Here is a 17,949-nt window from a genome sequence, read left to right on the forward strand (position 1 = left end):
GCTGCCCATACCATTTTATCCTATATAAATTCATCGGGCAGATTAACCAGATATAATTTTGCACTGGCCCGGGTAATTGCAGTATATAGCCACCGGTAAAAGTTTACACCAAGATGCTCTTCCGGGATATAGCCTAAGTCGAGAAATACATTAGACCATTCTCCCCCCTGAGCTTTGTGGCAGGTTACGGCATAAGCAAATTTAACCTGTACCGCATTATAATAGGGATCTGCTTTCAGTTTCTTCATCTTGCCTGCACGGGTAGATATATCGGCATAGTCTTCCATTACATTCACGAATAGTTCTTCGGAACGTTCGCGTGTAAGTCCTGCCACATCGGAATGAAGCGTATCCATCAGTATTTTTAGCTCCAGTTCTATGTCATAATCGATGCTCTTTACCAGTACATCCCGGAAACGGAAACCATACAACTCCTGTTCCCCGCGGACACGCAATACTTCTACTATTTCGCCATTGGCAAGAAAGTCTATGCCTTCAGTATTCTCAGTCCAGAAGTAATTGTTCTTGGTAATCATCAGCATATCGCCGGCAGAGAGTTCTTCTTCCCGGTAAAGTATGCGGTTTCTTACGCCTTGATTATAGATGTTGGAACGTTTATTGGAGCGGGAAATAATCATAGTATTCTCCAATCCGTCGCGGTCATAGGCCGCCGATATTTCATCTATAAGGTCTTCCCCCGATATACGGACAATATCTGTGAACTTTTTTAGCTTTAACCTGGGATAAGCTTCTGTTTTCCCCTTGTTAAGCGCATTCCGGATATGGGTAGCATTATATAATATACCGGAACTTTCGGCTTGCCGGACGATTTGTGATAACATAGTTTCACGCACTTCCAGTCCGTATCCGGTAAGTACATCGGTTTGTAATGCTGGGCTGTCGTCTTCGCCTACAGGCGGTAGCTGGGCAGAGTCGCCAATCAATAATAACCGGCAGTTTTCTCCCGAATAAACGTAATGAATAAGATCATCGAGTAACCGTCCCGTGCCGAAAACGGATGAATCAAGCCCATTGTTGCTTATCATAGACGCTTCATCGACAATGAATAAAGTATCTTTATGCAGATTGTCCATTATTCCGAAACTGCCGAAGTCACCGGAATACTTTTGCTGGCGGTATATTTTCTTATGAATAGTGAATGCAGGGTGGCTGGAGTATGAGGAGAAAACTTTGGCTGCACGTCCCGTAGGAGCGAGCAGGACGGTTTTTTGCTTAAATTCGGTCATTGTTTTTACCAATGCTCCTAAAAGGGAAGATTTACCCGTACCTGCGTAACCTCTCAATAAGAATAAAGATTCTTCTTTCTGTAAAAAAAGAAAATCCACGATCTTTTCCAAAGCGGTAGCTTGTTCGGAAGTAGGTTCGAATGGAAAATTCTGCTTTATCTTATCCAGGAAGAATTTATCAATCATAATGAAGGGTTAAGTGAATTGAAGTTCAAAAATAGTGGATAAAAATTTCTTTTTCTAACTTTGTACATATTAAATCAGGGAAATATATCAATCTTTATAAATAGATTTATCTATAGATTGGAGAAAGAGTAATAAGTATTGAGTAATATGTATGAATGAATATTATTCTGTTTACTTTGCAATATAAAATTTAAATATGTTCTTACCGGAAAATATAGATCTTGGACAGTCAGAAAAATACGTTTTATCCATCCGTATAAAAACGGATGAATTTATGTTTTCTATCTCCGATCCGGAGAATAGGAGGGGATACTGTCTGCGTGAAACTACATTTTCGGCTAATGATAAACTATTAGGTAATATTCAGCGGATTATTTTTGATCTGAATTTCCTTACTCAGGAATTTAAACGGACAAATGTTATTATTGTTTCTCCTGATTATGAACTGGTTCCCGCACCTTATTTCAACATAAAGGAGAAAGATAGATTATATAACTTTACCCATAATCAGGAAGCCGGACAATTGATGTCGGGATTGATTGAAAAACAGGATGCTATATGCCTGTTTAATGTAGAGAAAGATATTTTTGAGTTTCTTTCGCGTAATTTATGGAATCCTCACTTTTTTCACCATTCCAATCTGCTTATTAATCTATTAGAAGACAGGAGAGGGGTAACAAACTTAAGGTCGATGGTGTATTTGAATTTTCATGGTAGCTTTATGGATGTTATTTGTTTTTCAGGTTCAAAGCTTGTCCATTGTTTGACTTATGAAAACGAACCGGCAGCCAATCAGATTTATTTTATTCTTAAATTATGGGAGAGTTGTGGTTTTAATCAATTGGAAGATTATATATATATTAGCGGCAAACCAGATGAACTGGTTGTTATCCGGCTACAGGAGTATATAAAGAATATAGAAAGGGTAAATGCTCCGAGCGAAGTATATTTATGGAATGAGGATGCTCAAAAGGCTCCACTCGATTTATTGGCATTAGCATTATGAGAATTATCAGCGGAAAATATAAGGGGCGAAGATTCGATCCGCCTAAAAGTTTCAAAGCACGGCCAACTACTGATTTTGCAAAAGAGAATCTTTTCAATGTGCTGAATAACACGATAGATTGGGAAGATACCGTTGCTCTCGATTTATTCGGAGGGACAGGGGGGATAAGTCTCGAGCTGGTATCGAGAGGATGCCCGCAGGTCATATGCGTTGAGAAAAATTTCAGTCATGCATCATTTATTGAAAAAACGAAAGAGGAATTGAAAATAAAATCAGAATTATTATTGCTTAAAATGGATGTTTTCAGTTACTTGGAAAGATGCAGGGAGCAATTCGATCTTATTTTTGCAGACCCTCCTTACGATATGAAAAATTTTGTGGATGTTCCGCGTATTGTTTTTGAGAAGGGTTTAATAAAGCCGGGAGGTATATTTATACTGGAGCACCCTAAAGATTATGATTTTTCCGGTTTACCTTTATTTGAGGATAAAAGGGTATATGGAAGCGTGAATTTCAGTATTTTCAGGGATCTTCTATAAAAAAGAAAAGGTTGTCATCCCGACAACCAATCTTCATTGTTAACCTTAAATCTAATACCATGAAAAACACAGTACAAAGATAATTGATTTTTATGTTATAAAACATGTTTTGGTGTTTTTCTTTTGTTTATTAACTTTATTTAACTTAATTAATAATTCTTCATTAAAGTAAAACAGAATATAAACGATCTAAAACTCCGGTTTATCCTTATAGTTTCGTGAATTCGGATGTGGTACGCCAAAGACTTTCGTTGAAACACTATCAATTTCCACCTTCCAAACCCGAACATTATTTATAGATGGCGTGGAATACGTGAATTTCCTTTCGGTATATTGTTTCATAATGATATCCAACGCTTTTATCTTTTCTTCGAAATCGTATTCGAAAACAACCTGACCACGACATATGACACTACTACCTTTCATCCTGTAGCTGCATGCTACTTCCCTGTTCTGATATGTGAGCACCGGTTCGGTACAGAAAGTAATACATACATTCGGATTTTTCTCCAACGAATTGATACTGCTCCCTTCCTGTGCCGAATGTAAATAGATGACATCATCCTGATAACCGAAATTCATCGGTATTATATATGGCATACCATCGGTATCTATCATACCAACATAACAGATCTGATTCTTTAGAATAATTTCATTTATCAGGGTGCGTTCCTCAACAGTAACCGTCATCATAGTGTCTCAAACTTTATTTTGAGGTAAAGATAAGAAGAATATACTTTGAGGAAAACCCCTTATTCCTAATTCTTCACGGACACAATGTAATCGCCTGCAGGGAATGCCAATGTATGCTTAGTTTGATGTTTATAAATATCCTTTGGTTCATATTGTCCGGAAGCAAGTTTCTTGCCATTGATTGTTATTGTTTTATCCCGGCTTTCCGGTAAATAGACTATTGCCTGAGTTCCCTGAGGCACATAAAACTTCAACAATAGTCCATCGTTAGTGCTAACAAACCCGGATTTTATTTTACCTGCTACCGAAGGTATTGTAATAGACGCATCGGGGTATGATGCCGGATCTGGTTCTATTTTAAAAACTTTATATGCCGGCTCTAAAGGATAAACACCACAAAGATACTGGGCCAGCACAGTCAGGGCTCCTCCACTCCATGCATGATTAACACTACCACCGCCAAAGCCACCTTCATCCCAGCCTTCAAACAGAGTAGTGTATGCCCTGTTATTTACCATATATGAGAAACGTCCTTTCGTCCTCTCTAATGCATACTTGCCTTCTCCCATTATAAACAGGGCCTCCATTACATATTTCTCCATATAAGGGCTGGCATGGAACTGTGTATTAAGGAGCTTTATGATGTCCGGATATTTAGTTTTATCTGCAATACCGGATATGACAGCCAATGCCTGTACGCGGTCATCAATACTTCCTCGATATTCGGGATGCTGGTAAGCTACACCATTCCAACATGAATTATACCCCATCCTTACTCTATTCATAATAGCCCTGTATTCCTTCGCATCATCTGTATTTCCCAATTCGTCGGCCATCAGGGCAGCACCCTTCAGAGCAAGGTAATGCCACCCTGCAAATATAAGCCGGATATCTCTGTTGTCTCCCCAGTCCCCCCATGTCCAGCCTCCCGATCGAAAAGCTGTTAACCCGCTATTATCCAGCGTCCACAAGGAAAGATATTTCTTTACGGCAGGATAAACCTCTTTTATTGTTTCTTTGTCTCCGGTATTTATATAATATTTCCAGAAACCATAATATCCTATACTTGCCAGCATTTGTCCGGGAAGCTCGCTGTCGAAATTTCCGGACGGAACAGGAGAGAAAAGAGTTCCATCATCTTTCTGCCAGGCAGCAAGCTCCTTTACAGCCTTCCTCATCAACAAATGCGTGGATGTCGAATAGGTATAAAAACTTTCACCCATAAGCACTACCACGTCGCCCCACCACTGGGCACGTTCCCTGTCGGGGCAATCGAAATATGTATCCCGCATATTTATATAGAGGGTGCGTAGAGCTTTGTCCCAAAATCGCATATAGAAAGTATCACTACATGAGAATTCGCCTTCCACATTTGTATTATAACCGGTTTCCCTGTATTTTATGCCGTCAACTTTCACTCCGGGGGGCACAATAAGATATATTCTCTGTCCATTGAGCCAACCCAAAGATTCATAGTTCTGATCCCCTTTCTTTGTTATATATTCAGCTCTCAGGTTTATATCTCCACCAGCCTCCGTATGATCGGTAAAAATTGAAATCAAATTGCCTCCGTCTTTGTCTGAGACATTGATGATAGGGGTCATCTGCATATTGTAAGGGAGAGTAGCTACAATAGTATCATTTATTGCACCTTTTATCCGTTGCAATTTAACGGCTTTCTTAATACCGAAATCCTTCCAGAACGGGATCGGCCTTTTCACCAGACTATTCCAGGGAGCATCACCCCACTTACCTGCTTCGACAGCATTTCCAAAGCCATATAAGCTTCGGCAATCGGCCGTTTGCCAGTTACCAATATCTTCACGGGCATCGAAACGGATATTCGACTCCGGCAGGCGGTAATTTGGCAAAGGCTCTCCACTATTCCCATAGGCAGGATGTATTTTACATAACCATGAGGCATCGCTTACCAGATCCTGAGCATCTAGTTTTGCATCGAAAATGAGTCCGGCTTTACCACTACTCTTATGAGAGAACCCCTCTTTGCCAAAATACCATAAAAGAATGGCTATTTTATTCTCACCTTTTTTAAGGAATGGGGCTATATTTACTTCATCATAGTATGTATCTCTCGGATTAGGACCACGTTTAAGGCCTCCTTCAAAAATAACCATCTCTCCATTAATCCAAAGCCAGTATTTACTATCGACAGCAATTTTGGCTATGGCTCTGGAAGGTGTTCTATCAATGGATATATCTTTGCGATAAGCAATCCAGGTATTCGACTCGTTTACTTTTTCTTCCGGCGATGTTATCCATTTGGATTGGGCATTTGTAATTTGCAGGCTAATTAAATAACAAGTAATTAATAAAAAGATGTTAATAGTTTTTTTCATGTTCCATAAATTAGTGAAGAATTTACCAATTAAGTCTCCGGAAATCTATCTAAGGGCATTAATATAGAGCAACGGAGATCAATTCATGTTATTATTTAAGCCTGGTTAGCAGGCTTTGTCTCTTTAATTGATTATACACTTGTATAAATTTATTTATCAATTTTGTAGATTTTTTGAATTTTTGTGATTGAGGCATATTTATTGAAGCAATAGGTAACAGGCAGTGACTTTAGTTAATTATGTGTGATATCAGGAATACGAGAAGCGGGCATATTATTTATATCTCCCAACCTCTGATATCTTAGGGTATATCCGTAAAATACCATGCTGATAATAAAAATATTCATTTCTTTGAGGTTCTTCTTATACAGAACTCATCACTATATCTATGATGTTTTTATTCCTGGAAGTATTTCTCTTTGGTATTCTTATTAATTCTTCTGTTATTACATCCATAAGACTTAATCTAAAGTATAATTGGGCAATTTCATTTGTACATCTAAATTACTACCTTTTGAGCAGACAACAAAATTAAAATCCAAAAAATTCTAAAAAAATTAACATTCCATCTGCCAAGGCCTTTGTAGACCGGAAATAAAAATCCCCCCGCAATATAACTATAGCGGAGGGATTCATATATAGATCTATTTTATAGCATCAAGGAATGCCTTAGTTACTGTTTTTGGACATACGCTTACGATCATTTTCATCGAGATATATCTTCCGCAAACGGATAGAATTAGGGGTGACCTCCACATATTCATCTTCTTTTATATATTCCAATGCGTCTTCCAGGCTAAAGATAATAGCCGGAGCCAAACGTACCTTATCATCTGTACCCGATGCGCGTACATTGGTTAATTTCTTAGACTTGGTAAGATTCACAACCAGGTCCCCGTCTTTATTGTGTTCTCCTACAATTTGTCCCATATAAATATCCGTCTGGGGCTCCACAAAGAAACGTCCCCTGTCTTGCAGTTTATCTATAGCATAGGCAAAAGCATTACCCGATTCACTGGCGATTATGGAACCGTTCGCACGTTTTTCTATATCGCCTTTCCAAGGCTGGAATTCAAGAAAACGATGTGCTATAACAGCTTCTCCGGCAGATAATGTAAGAGCGGTATTGTTTAATCCGATTATTCCTCTCGAGGGTATAGTAAATTCAAGATACACACGGTCTTTTTTACTGCCCATCATTGTTAATTCGCCCCGGCGACGTGTTACCAGATCAATAATCTTACTGGAATATTCTTCCGGCAGGTTGATTGTCAGCTCTTCTACCGGTTCATGCTTAATACCGTTTATTTCCTTTATAATTACTTTCGGTTGTCCTACCTGTAATTCATATCCCTCACGACGCATCGTCTCTATCAGGATAGACAAGTGGAGAATACCGCGACCGAATACCAGCCAACTGTCGGCATTCGCTGTTGATTCTACACGCAATGCCAGATTACGGTCAAGTTCTCTCATCAGGCGGTCATGTATATGGCGCGATGTCACGAACTTACCATCTTTTCCGAAGAAAGGCGAATCATTGATCGTGAAAAGCATAGACATAGTAGGTTCATCGATATCGATAGTAGGTAATGGTTCGGGATTTTCTATACTGGCAATTGAATCGCCAATTTCAAAACCTTCGATTCCCACAAGGGCACATATATCTCCGCATTGAACACCCGGAACTTTGGTACGGCCGAGTCCTTCAAATGTATTTATTTCCTTTATCTTCGTCTTAATTATGCTCCCATCTCTCTTACAAAGAGAAACATCCATATTTTCCTTCAATTCGCCCCTATGAACACGGCCTACGGCTATACGTCCCACATATTTGGAATAATCGAGCGATGTGATCAGCATTTGGGGAGTACCTTCCAATATTTCAGGAGCAGGAATATGCTTTACAATGGCATCGAGTAGCGGGGTGATATCTTCGGTAGGTCTGCGCCAGTCTTCCGACATCCAGCCTTGTTTTGCCGAACCGTATATGGTCGGAAAATCCAACTGTTCCTCTGAGGCATCCAGGCTGAACATAAGGTCGAAAACCATTTCATGTACTTCGTCGGGACGGCAATTAGGCTTGTCTACTTTATTGATAACCACAATAGGTTTTAGCCCCATCTGGATGGCTTTCTGTAAAACAAAACGCGTTTGTGGCATAGGTCCCTCGAACGCATCTACTAATAGTAAACAGCCGTCAGCCATATTCAATACCCGTTCTACCTCGCCTCCGAAATCGGCGTGTCCGGGAGTATCTATTATATTGATCTTTGTTCCTTTATAATTGATGGAAACGTTCTTGGACAGGATAGTGATCCCTCGCTCACGTTCCAAATCATTATTATCGAGAATAAGTTCTCCTGTTGATTGATTCCCTCTGAAGAGTTGTCCGGCAAGAAGCATCTTATCTACAAGGGTAGTCTTACCGTGGTCTACGTGCGCGATAATCGCAATATTTCTAATATTTTGCATATATATGATTTGAGGCTGCAAAGGTACTACTTTTTAATAATATACAATCAAAAACAGCCTTAAAAGAGAAGCGCATTTTGTACTATATTCAGGACTGCACTCCGGAGCATCCTCTGCTTTCTGCATGGATAAACAGATAATCGCCAGATAAGTCTTTCAGCACCTCTTCGTCTGAGGTCAGCTGCCCGTCATACAATTTACAGGGGATATATCCCAGATTTTCAAACAGTTCTTTTACAGGTTTCTCATTTTCGCCCCATACTTCTACCTGGACAACCGGCTTGAACTTGTCTATTATACTTTCCATATCAGACAAGACGACATATTCAAAACCTTCGATATCGCATTTTATATAATCCAGCCTGTCTACAGAAGAAAACAGAACCGAAGGAATTTTCATCTTAGCATCGAATGTAAATTCCTGATTTTGAATATCTCCGTCTCTCTGTGGGTCATAGACATGAGGCAAGCCCGTCCTTAAATATCCGACATTAGGCGAACAAACCAGCGTCACATCTTTTTCTTCTTTACCTAATGCATAGGGATATAGAATGATATTCTTCCGTTTGCGGGCTTTTTCATTGAAAATCTTATTGTATAAGGCAATAGGCTCAACCGAATAGACCATTCCGGATTTTCCTACCCACGAAGACATTAATATCGAGTAATAGCCCAGGTTAGCCCCTATGTCTATCACCACATCCCCTTCATGTATAAGATTCCTTATGTAATAATGATATTCGTACTCTTTCTTATTCTTTAGTAATCCCTGTTTGTACATCACAAAAAAAGATCTTTGCAGCAAGCGTAAGTAATTTTCAAGGCTCAGGCAGCGAAAGATTATTTTTTTTATGCTATTTTTCATATGTTATCCGGATTACCTAAGGCTTTATCCGCAAGGCCTTTTTTGAAGATCAAAGAAAAGAGGTTTATTATCCCATATACCCTCTGACGATTCCGCGAGGTGAGTTTTTCACAAAATCAACAATCTGTCTCATTTCAGGAGTTTCTTCAAATTCTTTCTCTATCTTGCTTATGGCATCAGAGAAATTGAAACCCGACTGATAGATCATACGGTATATCTCCTGTATTTCATTTATTTTCTCATTGGAATACCCGTTCCTTCTCAAACCTACCAGGTTCACACCGGAATAGCAAACAGGTTCGCGCCCTGCAATAATATACGGAGGGATATCTTTCCCCAAGCGTGTACCACCCTGTATCATAACATGAGCGCCTATGCGTGTAAACTGATGCACCAATGTTCCGCCACTCAGGATGGCATGATGATCTACCTCTACTTCTCCGGCCAGTTGTGTCGCATTTCCGACTATCACATAATCACTGATTACACAATCGTGCGCAATATGGCTATATGCCATCAATAAACAGTTACTGCCAACTTTTGTATATCCCTTCGATGCCGTCCCCCGGTTTACGGTAACACATTCTCTTACTGTGGTATCATCTCCCACAATAGCAAGACTATCCTCTCCTCTAAATTTAAGGTCCTGAGGAAGACCTCCGATCACAGCCCCCGGAAATATACGGCAGTTCTTTCCTACACGGGCTCCGTAGCGTATATTAGCACCCGACATGATAAGCGTGCCATCCCCTATTTCAACATTTTTATCAACAAAAGCGAATGGTTCTATTACTACATTCTCTCCCAGTATTGCTTCAGGATGTACATATGCCTGATGAGATATATTTGACATGATATACTAAATTAAGGCCTTAAGCCTATTTATTACTTTTGTATCTGCAGCAGCCATAGTCGACTATGATCGAATAATGTTGCATTAAATACTTTATTTTACTTATTTGTTTTTTACAATTTGCGCAGTAAACTCAGCTTCAGAGACAAGTTTATCCCCGATAAAGGCGTATCCTTTCATATTAGCTATACCTCTGCGGATTTCAGACATCATATTTAACCTGAAAATAAGTGTATCGCCCGGTACGGCTTTACTTCTGAATTTAACATTATCTATTTTCAGAAAATAGGTTGAGTATCTTTCCGGTTCATCAACCTGCGAAAGTACCAGCAATCCTCCTATCTGCGCCATAGCTTCGATTTGAAGTACTCCCGGCATAACAGGTTCCTGAGGAAAGTGGCCTTGGAAGAACTGCTCGTTCACACTAAGATTCTTAATGCCGACAATATACTTTTGCCCAATTTCTATCACTTTATCTACCATTAAAAATGGATAACGGTGAGGCAAAAGCTCTTTTATTCTGTTTATATCAAATACAGGCTCTTTGTTTGGCTCGTATACCAGAGGTTGCACTTCGTTCAGTTTAATTTGTTTACGAACTAAACGTGCTAATTTGTTATTTATTTTATGCCCCGGGCGTGTTGCTATAATCCGTCCTTTGATCGGTTTTCCTATCAGGGCCATATCCCCAATGATATCGAGGAGTTTATGTCTGGCCGGTTCATTTGGATACTGGATTTGCTTGTTATTGAGATAACCTAGTTCCGATGCATTCTTATGCGGTACTCCTAACAAATCGGCAAGGCTGTCCAAATCTTGCTGGGATATCTGGCGTTCGTAAATAACGATTGCATTATCCAGGTCACCACCTTTTATCAATCCGGCATCACGCAATTTCTGTACTTCGCGGACAAAGACAAAAGTTCGGGCACTTGCAATCTCTTTTGTAAAATCTTCCAGATTATCAAGAGACGCAGATTGATTTGGTATATATTTCGATTCAAATTCGATGAATGAGTTTATGCAAAAACGGTCGTCCGGCAACAAAGTCAGTTTTGAACCTGTTTCTTCATCCACTACTTCTATTTTCTGACGAACAACAAAATAATCCCTTTCTTCCAATTGCTCTACCGTACCTACCCTGTATATTTCCTGAACATATTGTATAGAACTTCCATCCAGAATAGGGAACTCAGGAGCATTTACTTCAATAAGGCAATTATCTATTCTTAAAGCATATAGCGCCGCCATTGCATGTTCTATGGTACTTATCTGCACTCCGTCTTTTACGAGTACTGTCCCACGTTGAGTATTACCAACATTTTCAGCCAGAGCATCTATTACAGGTTGGTTCTCCAAGTCAACTCTCTTTATTTTATAACCATGGTTTTCAGGAGCCGGATTAAATGTTATCGTGATTGGTAGTCCTGTATGCAAACCTTTTCCTTGTAAAGTAAAACTGCCTTTTAGCGTATATTGCTTGCTCATTATCAATTAATAAATGGTTCTTATTTATTTAGGTTAGATTTCAACTCTTCTATATCCTTTTGTAGCTGGGCCAGCTGACGGTACATATCGGGCAGCTTAGGAAATACGACACTCGATTTAAAGAAATTCCGGACAGGGATAGCCGGAGATCCCAGAATCTTGGAACCGGCTTCGATATTGCTTATTATACCGGACTGGGCTCCAATACTGGCATTATCTCCGATAGTGATATGGCCGCCAAGCCCGACTTGCCCTCCAAATACGCAATGCTTCCCTACCTTCGTAGATCCGGATACTCCTACCTGGGCAGCCATTACCGTATCTTCTCCTATTTCTACATTGTGAGCTATCTGTATAAGGTTATCCAGTTTAACGCCCCTGTGTATGATAGTGGCGTCCATAACGGCACGGTCGATAGTCGTATTCGCTCCTATTTCAACATCATCCTCGATGATAACAATACCCATTTGCGGAATTTTCTTATAGACTCCATCTTCCGGAGCAAACCCAAAGCCATCGCTGCCGATTACAACCCCTGCATGAATTATGCAATTATTGCCGACAGTACAGCCCTGGTATATTTTAACGCCGGGATATATTATAGTATTGTCCCCGATAGTCACATTATCTCCAATGTAAACCTGGGGATATATCTTTGTATTGTCTCCTATTTTAACGTTTTCGGCTATATAAGCAAAAGCACCCACATATATATCCTCTCCATATTTAACATCCGGAGCTATATATGACATGGGCTCAATCCCTGTCTTCTGGGGTTTTGTTTTTTCTACCATATCCAACAGTATTGCCAGCGCGGCATAAGCGTTAAAGCACCGGATAAGAGTTGCCCGGACGGGCTGTTCGGCCACAAAGTCATTGTTTACTAAAACAATACTGGCGTTTGTACTATATATATAGTGCGTATATTTGGGATTCGCTAAAAATGTCAGTGTCCCCGGTTTACCCTCTTCAATTCTGGAAAAATTATTAACTACAACTGAAGAATCACCTTCAATCGTACCGTTTAATACTGTGGCAATTTGCTCTGCAGTGAAGGATATTTGCATAAATAAATATTCAAAAGTATTTGGCGTCCCTTTAAGAGATGCGAAATAAATAATAATTTTCCAAATATATGACTTTTATACTTAAAAAAACAGTTGGTGAAGGTGAAATATTATATATTTATTCTATCTTTCCGTAAAAACTAATGGTTTGCCTATTCGTATCCTGCACAGTCAGAGTCGCATATCCGGTATTACCTATTTGTAATGTAAGCGTATATCTTTTCGCGTTATCCTGCGGTTTTATCACGGCCTCCCACATATCTTTCTTACCTTTGGTCAACGTATATTCAAAATCTGCGGAGACAAATTTTATCCCTCCTTCGTCTGTCGACATTGGAGCCACATATGCCCGTCCGAAATAAGGTAAATATGAGTTTACGGTATCTTTGGAAACATTTAAAGAGTACGAGTAGCCAAGGTTTATAGATTTACCCGATGAGGGTAAGGCCGTGGTAGGAATAAATGTATAATCCTGATTTTCAATTTTATCCGTAATCTGCAAAATGGTTTCCTGCTTCGACAGGCTTTCGCCAGGTTTACAACCAATCATAAATAATGCAATCAGTACAGTTGCTACGAGTGTTTTCATATTAGAATCCCTTTATTTGTATATATTTTCTATTCCAATTGGCATATCCAACTTATTAAATAGAAACGTATAAAATATTATAAATGTTTTATTTATAAAGATAAAAAAGAAAAACACACGCGAGGATATAAAAAATCATCGAGATATAAAACAGGATTACACCTCCTCTTTTCTCTACCAGGGCAAAGAAATGTGAAAGTAAAAAGGCCCCGGTTAGTAAAGCGATAAACTGATATATGACAAAATCAATATTCAAGAACAGGAAGGCCAATATGGAGAATACCGTTATAAAGCTCAATAAGCTCAGATAAGCCCGCGTCCTGATCTTGTCCTTATGGCGGTTGATATAATTATCACTCACAATTATGACCAGCAGTATGGTAGAGGAACCTAAAATAATCCAGTCCCCGATATTTAATTGATAAAATGGAAAACCGGCCAGTTGCTCCGCACTCACAGATGTAAAAGGTGCAAGGAATATATCCAGGCTGTCGGTCAGAAAATAATAGGAAAATGCCGGAAAATATAATAAAAACATTCCTAACAGCGATGCCAGCAATGATTTAAAATTAAAACACCTCATCATTACCAAAGCGAGCCACAAAACAGGCAGGTAGACTAGTAAAGCAGGAATAAACATGCTGCCTAAAGCAAGGATAAAACTTGTCTTGAAAGAGAATATCTGTTTGTCGGGACTGTTATATGCAGTAAATAATATAAATATTATAACCAGAAAAAGCATGGTACTGATATATTCGGCCGACATCTGCATAAACTGAGGATGGCAACTGAATAATAATATGATAACAGCCGGCAACAATATCGTCTTTCTCCGGATAAACAAATGCGTTGTATTTATATGTGTAGCCAGAACAGCCATACTTCCAACAACCAAACTACTGCATAGCAATGAAACCAATCCATCGTTGAAGATGTATAATAAAGGCTTCCACAGATAGCCATTTACCGGCCTGCTATGGGTAAAATCGAAATACAGGAAATAGACAAGACGAATAATAACAGCAAACACAATGGAAATAATAAGCATCCCATTCCCCTCTGTAACACTTTTTTTATATGATTTGGGTATTGCCGCCATTTATTTTAAGTCAAAGCCTATATCTTTTCTATAATATTTTTTATCGAAAACTACTTTCTCCGCATTCTTGTATGACTTAGCCAATGCTTCGTCTTTCGTATCTCCATATGAACTGATGGCAATAACCCGTCCGCCGCTGGTCAGCACTTTATCACCTGCTAATTTCGTTCCTGCATGAAAGAGGATGCTATCCGGAACAGAGTCCAATCCTGTCATTTCTTTATTCTTCTCATAATCTCCGGGATATCCGCCCGAAACAAGCATAACAGTGACAGCATAACGATTGTCTATCTCCATTGTTTTTTCTCCAAGGGTCTTTGTGGCCACACCTTCCAGTAATGATACAAAATCCGATTTGACGCGTAACATCACGGCCTCCGTTTCAGGATCTCCCATACGCACATTGTACTCTATGACCATCGGCTCGCCTTTTACCTCTATCAATCCGAGGAAAATAAAGCCTTTATAGACAATATTATCTTTCTTCAATCCCTCAACTGTAGGGATGACAATACGTTCTTCAACCTTCTTCATAAAAACATCGTCGGCAAAAGAAACAGGAGAGACTGCACCCATGCCGCCCGTATTCAATCCGGTGTCTCCTTCTCCAATACGTTTGTAATCTTTAGCCACAGGGAGTATCTTGTATGAATCGCCATCTGTAAGGACAAATACCGAACATTCTATACCCGACAGGAATTCTTCGATAACGACCGTTTTACTGGCCTCACCGAACATACCTCCAAGCATTTTTTTCAGTTCCTTCTTAGCTTCACCCAAATCATTGAGGATAAGCACACCTTTACCGGCGGCCAGTCCGTCAGCTTTCAGCACGTAAGGAGCCTCCAGTTCTTCCAAGAAAGAATAAGCTTCATCGAGCTGCTCCAGTGTAAAACTCCGGTAGCGGGCAGTAGGGATATTGTGACGCATCATAAACTGCTTTCCGAAGTCCTTGCTGCCTTCCAGTTTAGCGCCTTCTTCCGAAGGGCCGATTACAGGGATATGCCTGATCGCGGCATCGCTTACGAAGTAATCATAGATCCCGCGTACCAAAGGTTCTTCCGGCCCTACGACAACCATATCGATATTATTACCCAACACAAACTTCTTTATTGCCGGAAAATCGGTAACAGACATATCTACATTTTTTGCAATCAGATGTGTGCCCGCATTACCGGGTGCTACATACAGATTGTCGACTTTTGTACTTTGTATTATCTTCCATGCAAGTGCATTTTCGCGTCCTCCGCTCCCTAACAATAAAATGTTCATAGTTGTTATTAATAAGTGGTATCTCAAAACTTTGGACTGCAAAGATACATGATTATTTTCTTAACAGAATAATCAGAAATAATTATTGTAAATTTGCACGCTGAAAAATTAAGGAAAAACTAGTAGCTAAGATATATGCAAGAGGAAAAAGGGATATTTAAAAGGGCCGAATTACTGCTCGGCGACACATTGATGGGCCGGATTGCCGATATCCGGATTATATTATTCGGAATAGGCGGGGTCGGTAGCTGGTGTGCCGAAAGTCTCATACGCACAGGGGTAAAGCACCTTACGATAGTAGATTCGGATTTTGTCTGTGAAACGAATATCAACCGCCAGCTAATGGCCACGACCAAAACCGTAGGGCTAAGAAAAGTTGACGTACTGAAAGCCCGCCTGCTCGACATAAATCCCGATGCTGAAATAACTACAATCGCGGGAGTGTACAGCGAGGAAACTTCGCCCTCCTTCGATCTTGAAAGCTATGATTATATTATCGACGCCATAGACAGCCTCAAACACAAAGTAAACTTAATACTGACCGCCACCCGTACCAGAGCTAAAGTCTTTTCATCGATGGGAGCCGCTCTGAAAATGGACCCTTCCCGCATAAAAACGGATGAATTCTGGAAAGTGAAGGGCTGCCCCTTGGCTGCCGCTATCCGACGGAAGATGAAACAAAGTGGAAAACCTTCTAAAAAAGTAATGTGTGTTTATAGTGATGAGGTTCTCGATAACAAAGGGCTGAAATATGAGAATGACGAATCGAAAAGTTCTCAACTCCTCAAACAGGATAACCCCAGTGTAAAAGCACAGACAAATGGTACATTGGCACACATAACTGCTATATTCGGGTTTACGCTGGCCGGATTGATAATAAAAGATATTTGCAGAGATTAAAGCTGTCTTCAGTTTTATTTTGCATTTTTGTATTAATAAATTAAACAATATAAGAATTATGAACGAACTGAATATCAACTACGAAGAAATATCCTCAACCAAAAAGACAGCAAATATAATAACGGGTGCATACCTGGCTGTTTTTACGTTGTATTTTACAGTTACAGAAGGAATCGCAAGCAGATTCGGACTGTTGTTCTTTTGCGCTACCGCCGGGTTTATACTGGCGGCTATATTAATTTTAAGTAATACTGTATGGCTAAAGGGTGCGGTTCTCAGGATTGATACCGGTTCCATTACATCCGCTTTACCCAAACAAAGTAAAGCGACTATTGACTGGACCAGCGTAAGCCGTGTAAATATCGGTATGAGCTATATCGTTTTTCTGATAAACGGGGAGAAAAAACAAAGAAGGCTCGACCTTGTTACACTCCGGTATGAAGATGTACTGGCCACCAAAGCTAAAATAGTGGAAATATGCGAATACAAAAATATCCCGTATCAGAACGATTAATTGAAAAAACTTTATCTATAGGAAGGAGCTGTCAGCCTTCCGCTATCTCCGTAGCCTGCAATAACCGGTTCGACCGGATATAACACAGCAACGTCTACACAATGGTAGCCTTGCGAAAGGATATAACTCAATCGTTCTGTACATTCTAAAAATGGCTTCATCTCCTCCCAGTATGGCTCATGGAAATGATTGCATGGAGGAGCCCATTCCCACCAGCCTCCCATTGCGCTATAGTAAAAACCATGAAGGCTCAACAGATTTTGTCCGGAAGCGTAATTAGCAAATACTGCTTTGGTTAGCTGTTCTGTATTGGTTGACCATCCACCAAAAGAAAGGAACTTCTCCGTATCCTTTCGGCGGATTTGCGAAATTACTCCTAATATCTATAATCCCGGAACGTTGAGGATAGCCGGGAGAGCGTTCCTAAGCGTTAATAAATATTCGAAAATACCCCTAGGTAAGATATAAGAATTAAAAAAACAATCAATTTCTTCATTGCTATTTAATAATTAGGCACATATTCTAATGTGACAGGTCCCATCAATCCAGATTTCTGTAGAGGTGAATCAGGTTGGTAATCATTTATTCCCGCCCAGGTTTCCCGCTTTTCTTTTGGTAAGGTTTTATCTCCTATCATCCTGTTAACCCATGTGTTGACAACATCTATACAGAGAGTATTTTTCCCTTGTTTCAATGCAGAAGATATATTTACTCTGTACGGCATTGTCCATGTACCACCTACATATTGGCCGTTCACCCATACTTTAGCCATCTTATTGACTTCTCCAAGATCAAGGTA

At 39.8% G+C, this 17,949-nt stretch carries 17 protein-coding genes; 4 read left to right on the plus strand and 13 right to left on the minus strand.

Translation table 11 applies throughout. The features are described from left to right. Positions 1-20: 20 nt before the first annotated feature. The gene (locus ACFO6W_RS17160) at positions 21-1,433 is read right to left on the minus strand and encodes an ATP-dependent DNA helicase (RefSeq protein ID WP_379998641.1); all 1,413 of its coding nucleotides are present in this window, start codon (positions 1,431-1,433) and stop codon (positions 21-23) included. 196 nt (positions 1,434-1,629) lie between these two features. Here ACFO6W_RS17160 and ACFO6W_RS17165 point away from each other — a divergent pair, with 196 nt between their 5' ends. Together ACFO6W_RS17165 and ACFO6W_RS17170 are read left to right on the plus strand one after the other, a co-directional pair. Beyond that, entirely contained in the window at positions 1,630-2,439 is an 810-nt protein-coding gene (locus ACFO6W_RS17165; protein ID WP_379998643.1) for a DUF3822 family protein, read from the plus strand. Next, positions 2,436-2,978, plus strand: coding sequence for an RsmD family RNA methyltransferase (locus tag ACFO6W_RS17170; protein ID WP_379998645.1), 543 nt, complete (start codon positions 2,436-2,438; stop codon positions 2,976-2,978). Before ACFO6W_RS17165 ends, ACFO6W_RS17170 begins: the two co-directional genes overlap by 4 nt. 189 nt (positions 2,979-3,167) lie before the next feature. Here the strand turns inward: ACFO6W_RS17170 and ACFO6W_RS17175 are convergent, their stop codons facing one another. The 10 genes from ACFO6W_RS17175 to purD form a co-directional block, all read right to left on the minus strand. Continuing rightward, positions 3,168-3,671, minus strand: coding sequence for a pyridoxamine 5'-phosphate oxidase family protein (locus ACFO6W_RS17175; protein WP_379998647.1), 504 nt, complete (start codon positions 3,669-3,671; stop codon positions 3,168-3,170). 65 nt (positions 3,672-3,736) lie between these two features. Continuing rightward, entirely contained in the window at positions 3,737-6,028 is a 2,292-nt protein-coding gene (locus ACFO6W_RS17180; protein ID WP_379998649.1) for an alpha-L-rhamnosidase-related protein, read from the minus strand. A 669-nt stretch (positions 6,029-6,697) separates the two neighbouring features. Next, complete coding sequence (gene typA / locus ACFO6W_RS17185) at positions 6,698-8,503, minus strand: translational GTPase TypA (RefSeq protein WP_379998652.1); 1,806 nt, start codon at positions 8,501-8,503, stop codon at positions 6,698-6,700. Positions 8,504-8,591: 88 nt separating this feature from the next. Then, a complete protein-coding gene (locus tag ACFO6W_RS17190; protein ID WP_379998677.1) occupies positions 8,592-9,284 on the minus strand; it encodes an FkbM family methyltransferase in 693 nt (230 codons plus the stop codon). Between the two features lie 151 nt (positions 9,285-9,435). Further along, complete coding sequence (gene lpxA, locus ACFO6W_RS17195) at positions 9,436-10,221, minus strand: acyl-ACP--UDP-N-acetylglucosamine O-acyltransferase (RefSeq protein ID WP_379998654.1); 786 nt, start codon at positions 10,219-10,221, stop codon at positions 9,436-9,438. Between the two features lie 102 nt (positions 10,222-10,323). Then, a complete protein-coding gene (locus tag ACFO6W_RS17200; RefSeq protein ID WP_379998656.1) occupies positions 10,324-11,709 on the minus strand; it encodes a bifunctional UDP-3-O-[3-hydroxymyristoyl] N-acetylglucosamine deacetylase/3-hydroxyacyl-ACP dehydratase in 1,386 nt (461 codons plus the stop codon). A gap of 20 nt (positions 11,710-11,729) precedes the next feature. Then, complete coding sequence (gene lpxD, locus ACFO6W_RS17205) at positions 11,730-12,770, minus strand: UDP-3-O-(3-hydroxymyristoyl)glucosamine N-acyltransferase (protein ID WP_379998679.1); 1,041 nt, start codon at positions 12,768-12,770, stop codon at positions 11,730-11,732. 124 nt (positions 12,771-12,894) lie between these two features. Next, a complete protein-coding gene (locus ACFO6W_RS17210; protein ID WP_379998658.1) occupies positions 12,895-13,365 on the minus strand; it encodes a DUF4251 domain-containing protein in 471 nt (156 codons plus the stop codon). Positions 13,366-13,453: 88 nt separating this feature from the next. Next, the gene (locus tag ACFO6W_RS17215; RefSeq protein WP_379998660.1) at positions 13,454-14,464 is read right to left on the minus strand and encodes a hypothetical protein; all 1,011 of its coding nucleotides are present in this window, start codon (positions 14,462-14,464) and stop codon (positions 13,454-13,456) included. Continuing rightward, complete coding sequence (purD, locus tag ACFO6W_RS17220; RefSeq protein WP_379998662.1) at positions 14,465-15,736, minus strand: phosphoribosylamine--glycine ligase; 1,272 nt, start codon at positions 15,734-15,736, stop codon at positions 14,465-14,467. Between the two features lie 135 nt (positions 15,737-15,871). On the opposite strand from purD, the gene ACFO6W_RS17225 reads away from it, so the two are divergent. Together ACFO6W_RS17225 and ACFO6W_RS17230 are read left to right on the plus strand one after the other, a co-directional pair. After that, a complete protein-coding gene (locus tag ACFO6W_RS17225; RefSeq protein WP_379998664.1) occupies positions 15,872-16,636 on the plus strand; it encodes a tRNA threonylcarbamoyladenosine dehydratase in 765 nt (254 codons plus the stop codon). 58 nt (positions 16,637-16,694) lie between these two features. Then, positions 16,695-17,150, plus strand: coding sequence for a hypothetical protein (locus ACFO6W_RS17230; protein WP_379998666.1), 456 nt, complete (start codon positions 16,695-16,697; stop codon positions 17,148-17,150). Positions 17,151-17,161: 11 nt separating this feature from the next. Here the strand turns inward: ACFO6W_RS17230 and ACFO6W_RS17235 are convergent, their stop codons facing one another. Next, positions 17,162-17,404: a hypothetical protein gene (locus ACFO6W_RS17235; RefSeq protein ID WP_379998668.1), complete on the minus strand. Its 243-nt coding sequence runs from the start codon at positions 17,402-17,404 to the stop codon at positions 17,162-17,164. A 248-nt stretch (positions 17,405-17,652) separates the two neighbouring features. Then, a partial coding sequence (locus tag ACFO6W_RS17240; protein ID WP_379998670.1) for a glycosylhydrolase-like jelly roll fold domain-containing protein occupies positions 17,653-17,949 on the minus strand: 297 nt, incomplete at its 5' end.

Source organism: Dysgonomonas termitidis, assembly GCF_042654545.1.
Taxonomy (GTDB): domain Bacteria; phylum Bacteroidota; class Bacteroidia; order Bacteroidales; family Dysgonomonadaceae; genus Dysgonomonas; species Dysgonomonas termitidis.

Bases quoted from the DNA above. Each gene is read 5' to 3' on its own strand.
- ACFO6W_RS17160 (WP_379998641.1), bottom strand. From the start codon at position 1,433: ATGATTGATAAATTCTTCCTGGATAAGATAAAGCAGAATTTTCCATTC.
- ACFO6W_RS17165 (WP_379998643.1), top strand. From the start codon at position 1,630: ATGTTCTTACCGGAAAATATAGATCTTGGACAGTCAGAAAAATACGTT.
- ACFO6W_RS17170 (WP_379998645.1), top strand. From the start codon at position 2,436: ATGAGAATTATCAGCGGAAAATATAAGGGGCGAAGATTCGATCCGCCT.
- ACFO6W_RS17175 (WP_379998647.1), bottom strand. From the start codon at position 3,671: ATGATGACGGTTACTGTTGAGGAACGCACCCTGATAAATGAAATTATT.
- ACFO6W_RS17180 (WP_379998649.1), bottom strand. From the start codon at position 6,028: ATGAAAAAAACTATTAACATCTTTTTATTAATTACTTGTTATTTAATT.
- typA (WP_379998652.1), bottom strand. From the start codon at position 8,503: ATGCAAAATATTAGAAATATTGCGATTATCGCGCACGTAGACCACGGT.
- ACFO6W_RS17190 (WP_379998677.1), bottom strand. From the start codon at position 9,284: ATGTACAAACAGGGATTACTAAAGAATAAGAAAGAGTACGAATATCAT.
- lpxA (WP_379998654.1), bottom strand. From the start codon at position 10,221: ATGTCAAATATATCTCATCAGGCATATGTACATCCTGAAGCAATACTG.
- ACFO6W_RS17200 (WP_379998656.1), bottom strand. From the start codon at position 11,709: ATGAGCAAGCAATATACGCTAAAAGGCAGTTTTACTTTACAAGGAAAA.
- ACFO6W_RS17210 (WP_379998658.1), bottom strand. From the start codon at position 13,365: ATGAAAACACTCGTAGCAACTGTACTGATTGCATTATTTATGATTGGT.
- ACFO6W_RS17215 (WP_379998660.1), bottom strand. From the start codon at position 14,464: ATGGCGGCAATACCCAAATCATATAAAAAAAGTGTTACAGAGGGGAAT.
- purD (WP_379998662.1), bottom strand. From the start codon at position 15,736: ATGAACATTTTATTGTTAGGGAGCGGAGGACGCGAAAATGCACTTGCA.
- ACFO6W_RS17225 (WP_379998664.1), top strand. From the start codon at position 15,872: ATGCAAGAGGAAAAAGGGATATTTAAAAGGGCCGAATTACTGCTCGGC.
- ACFO6W_RS17230 (WP_379998666.1), top strand. From the start codon at position 16,695: ATGAACGAACTGAATATCAACTACGAAGAAATATCCTCAACCAAAAAG.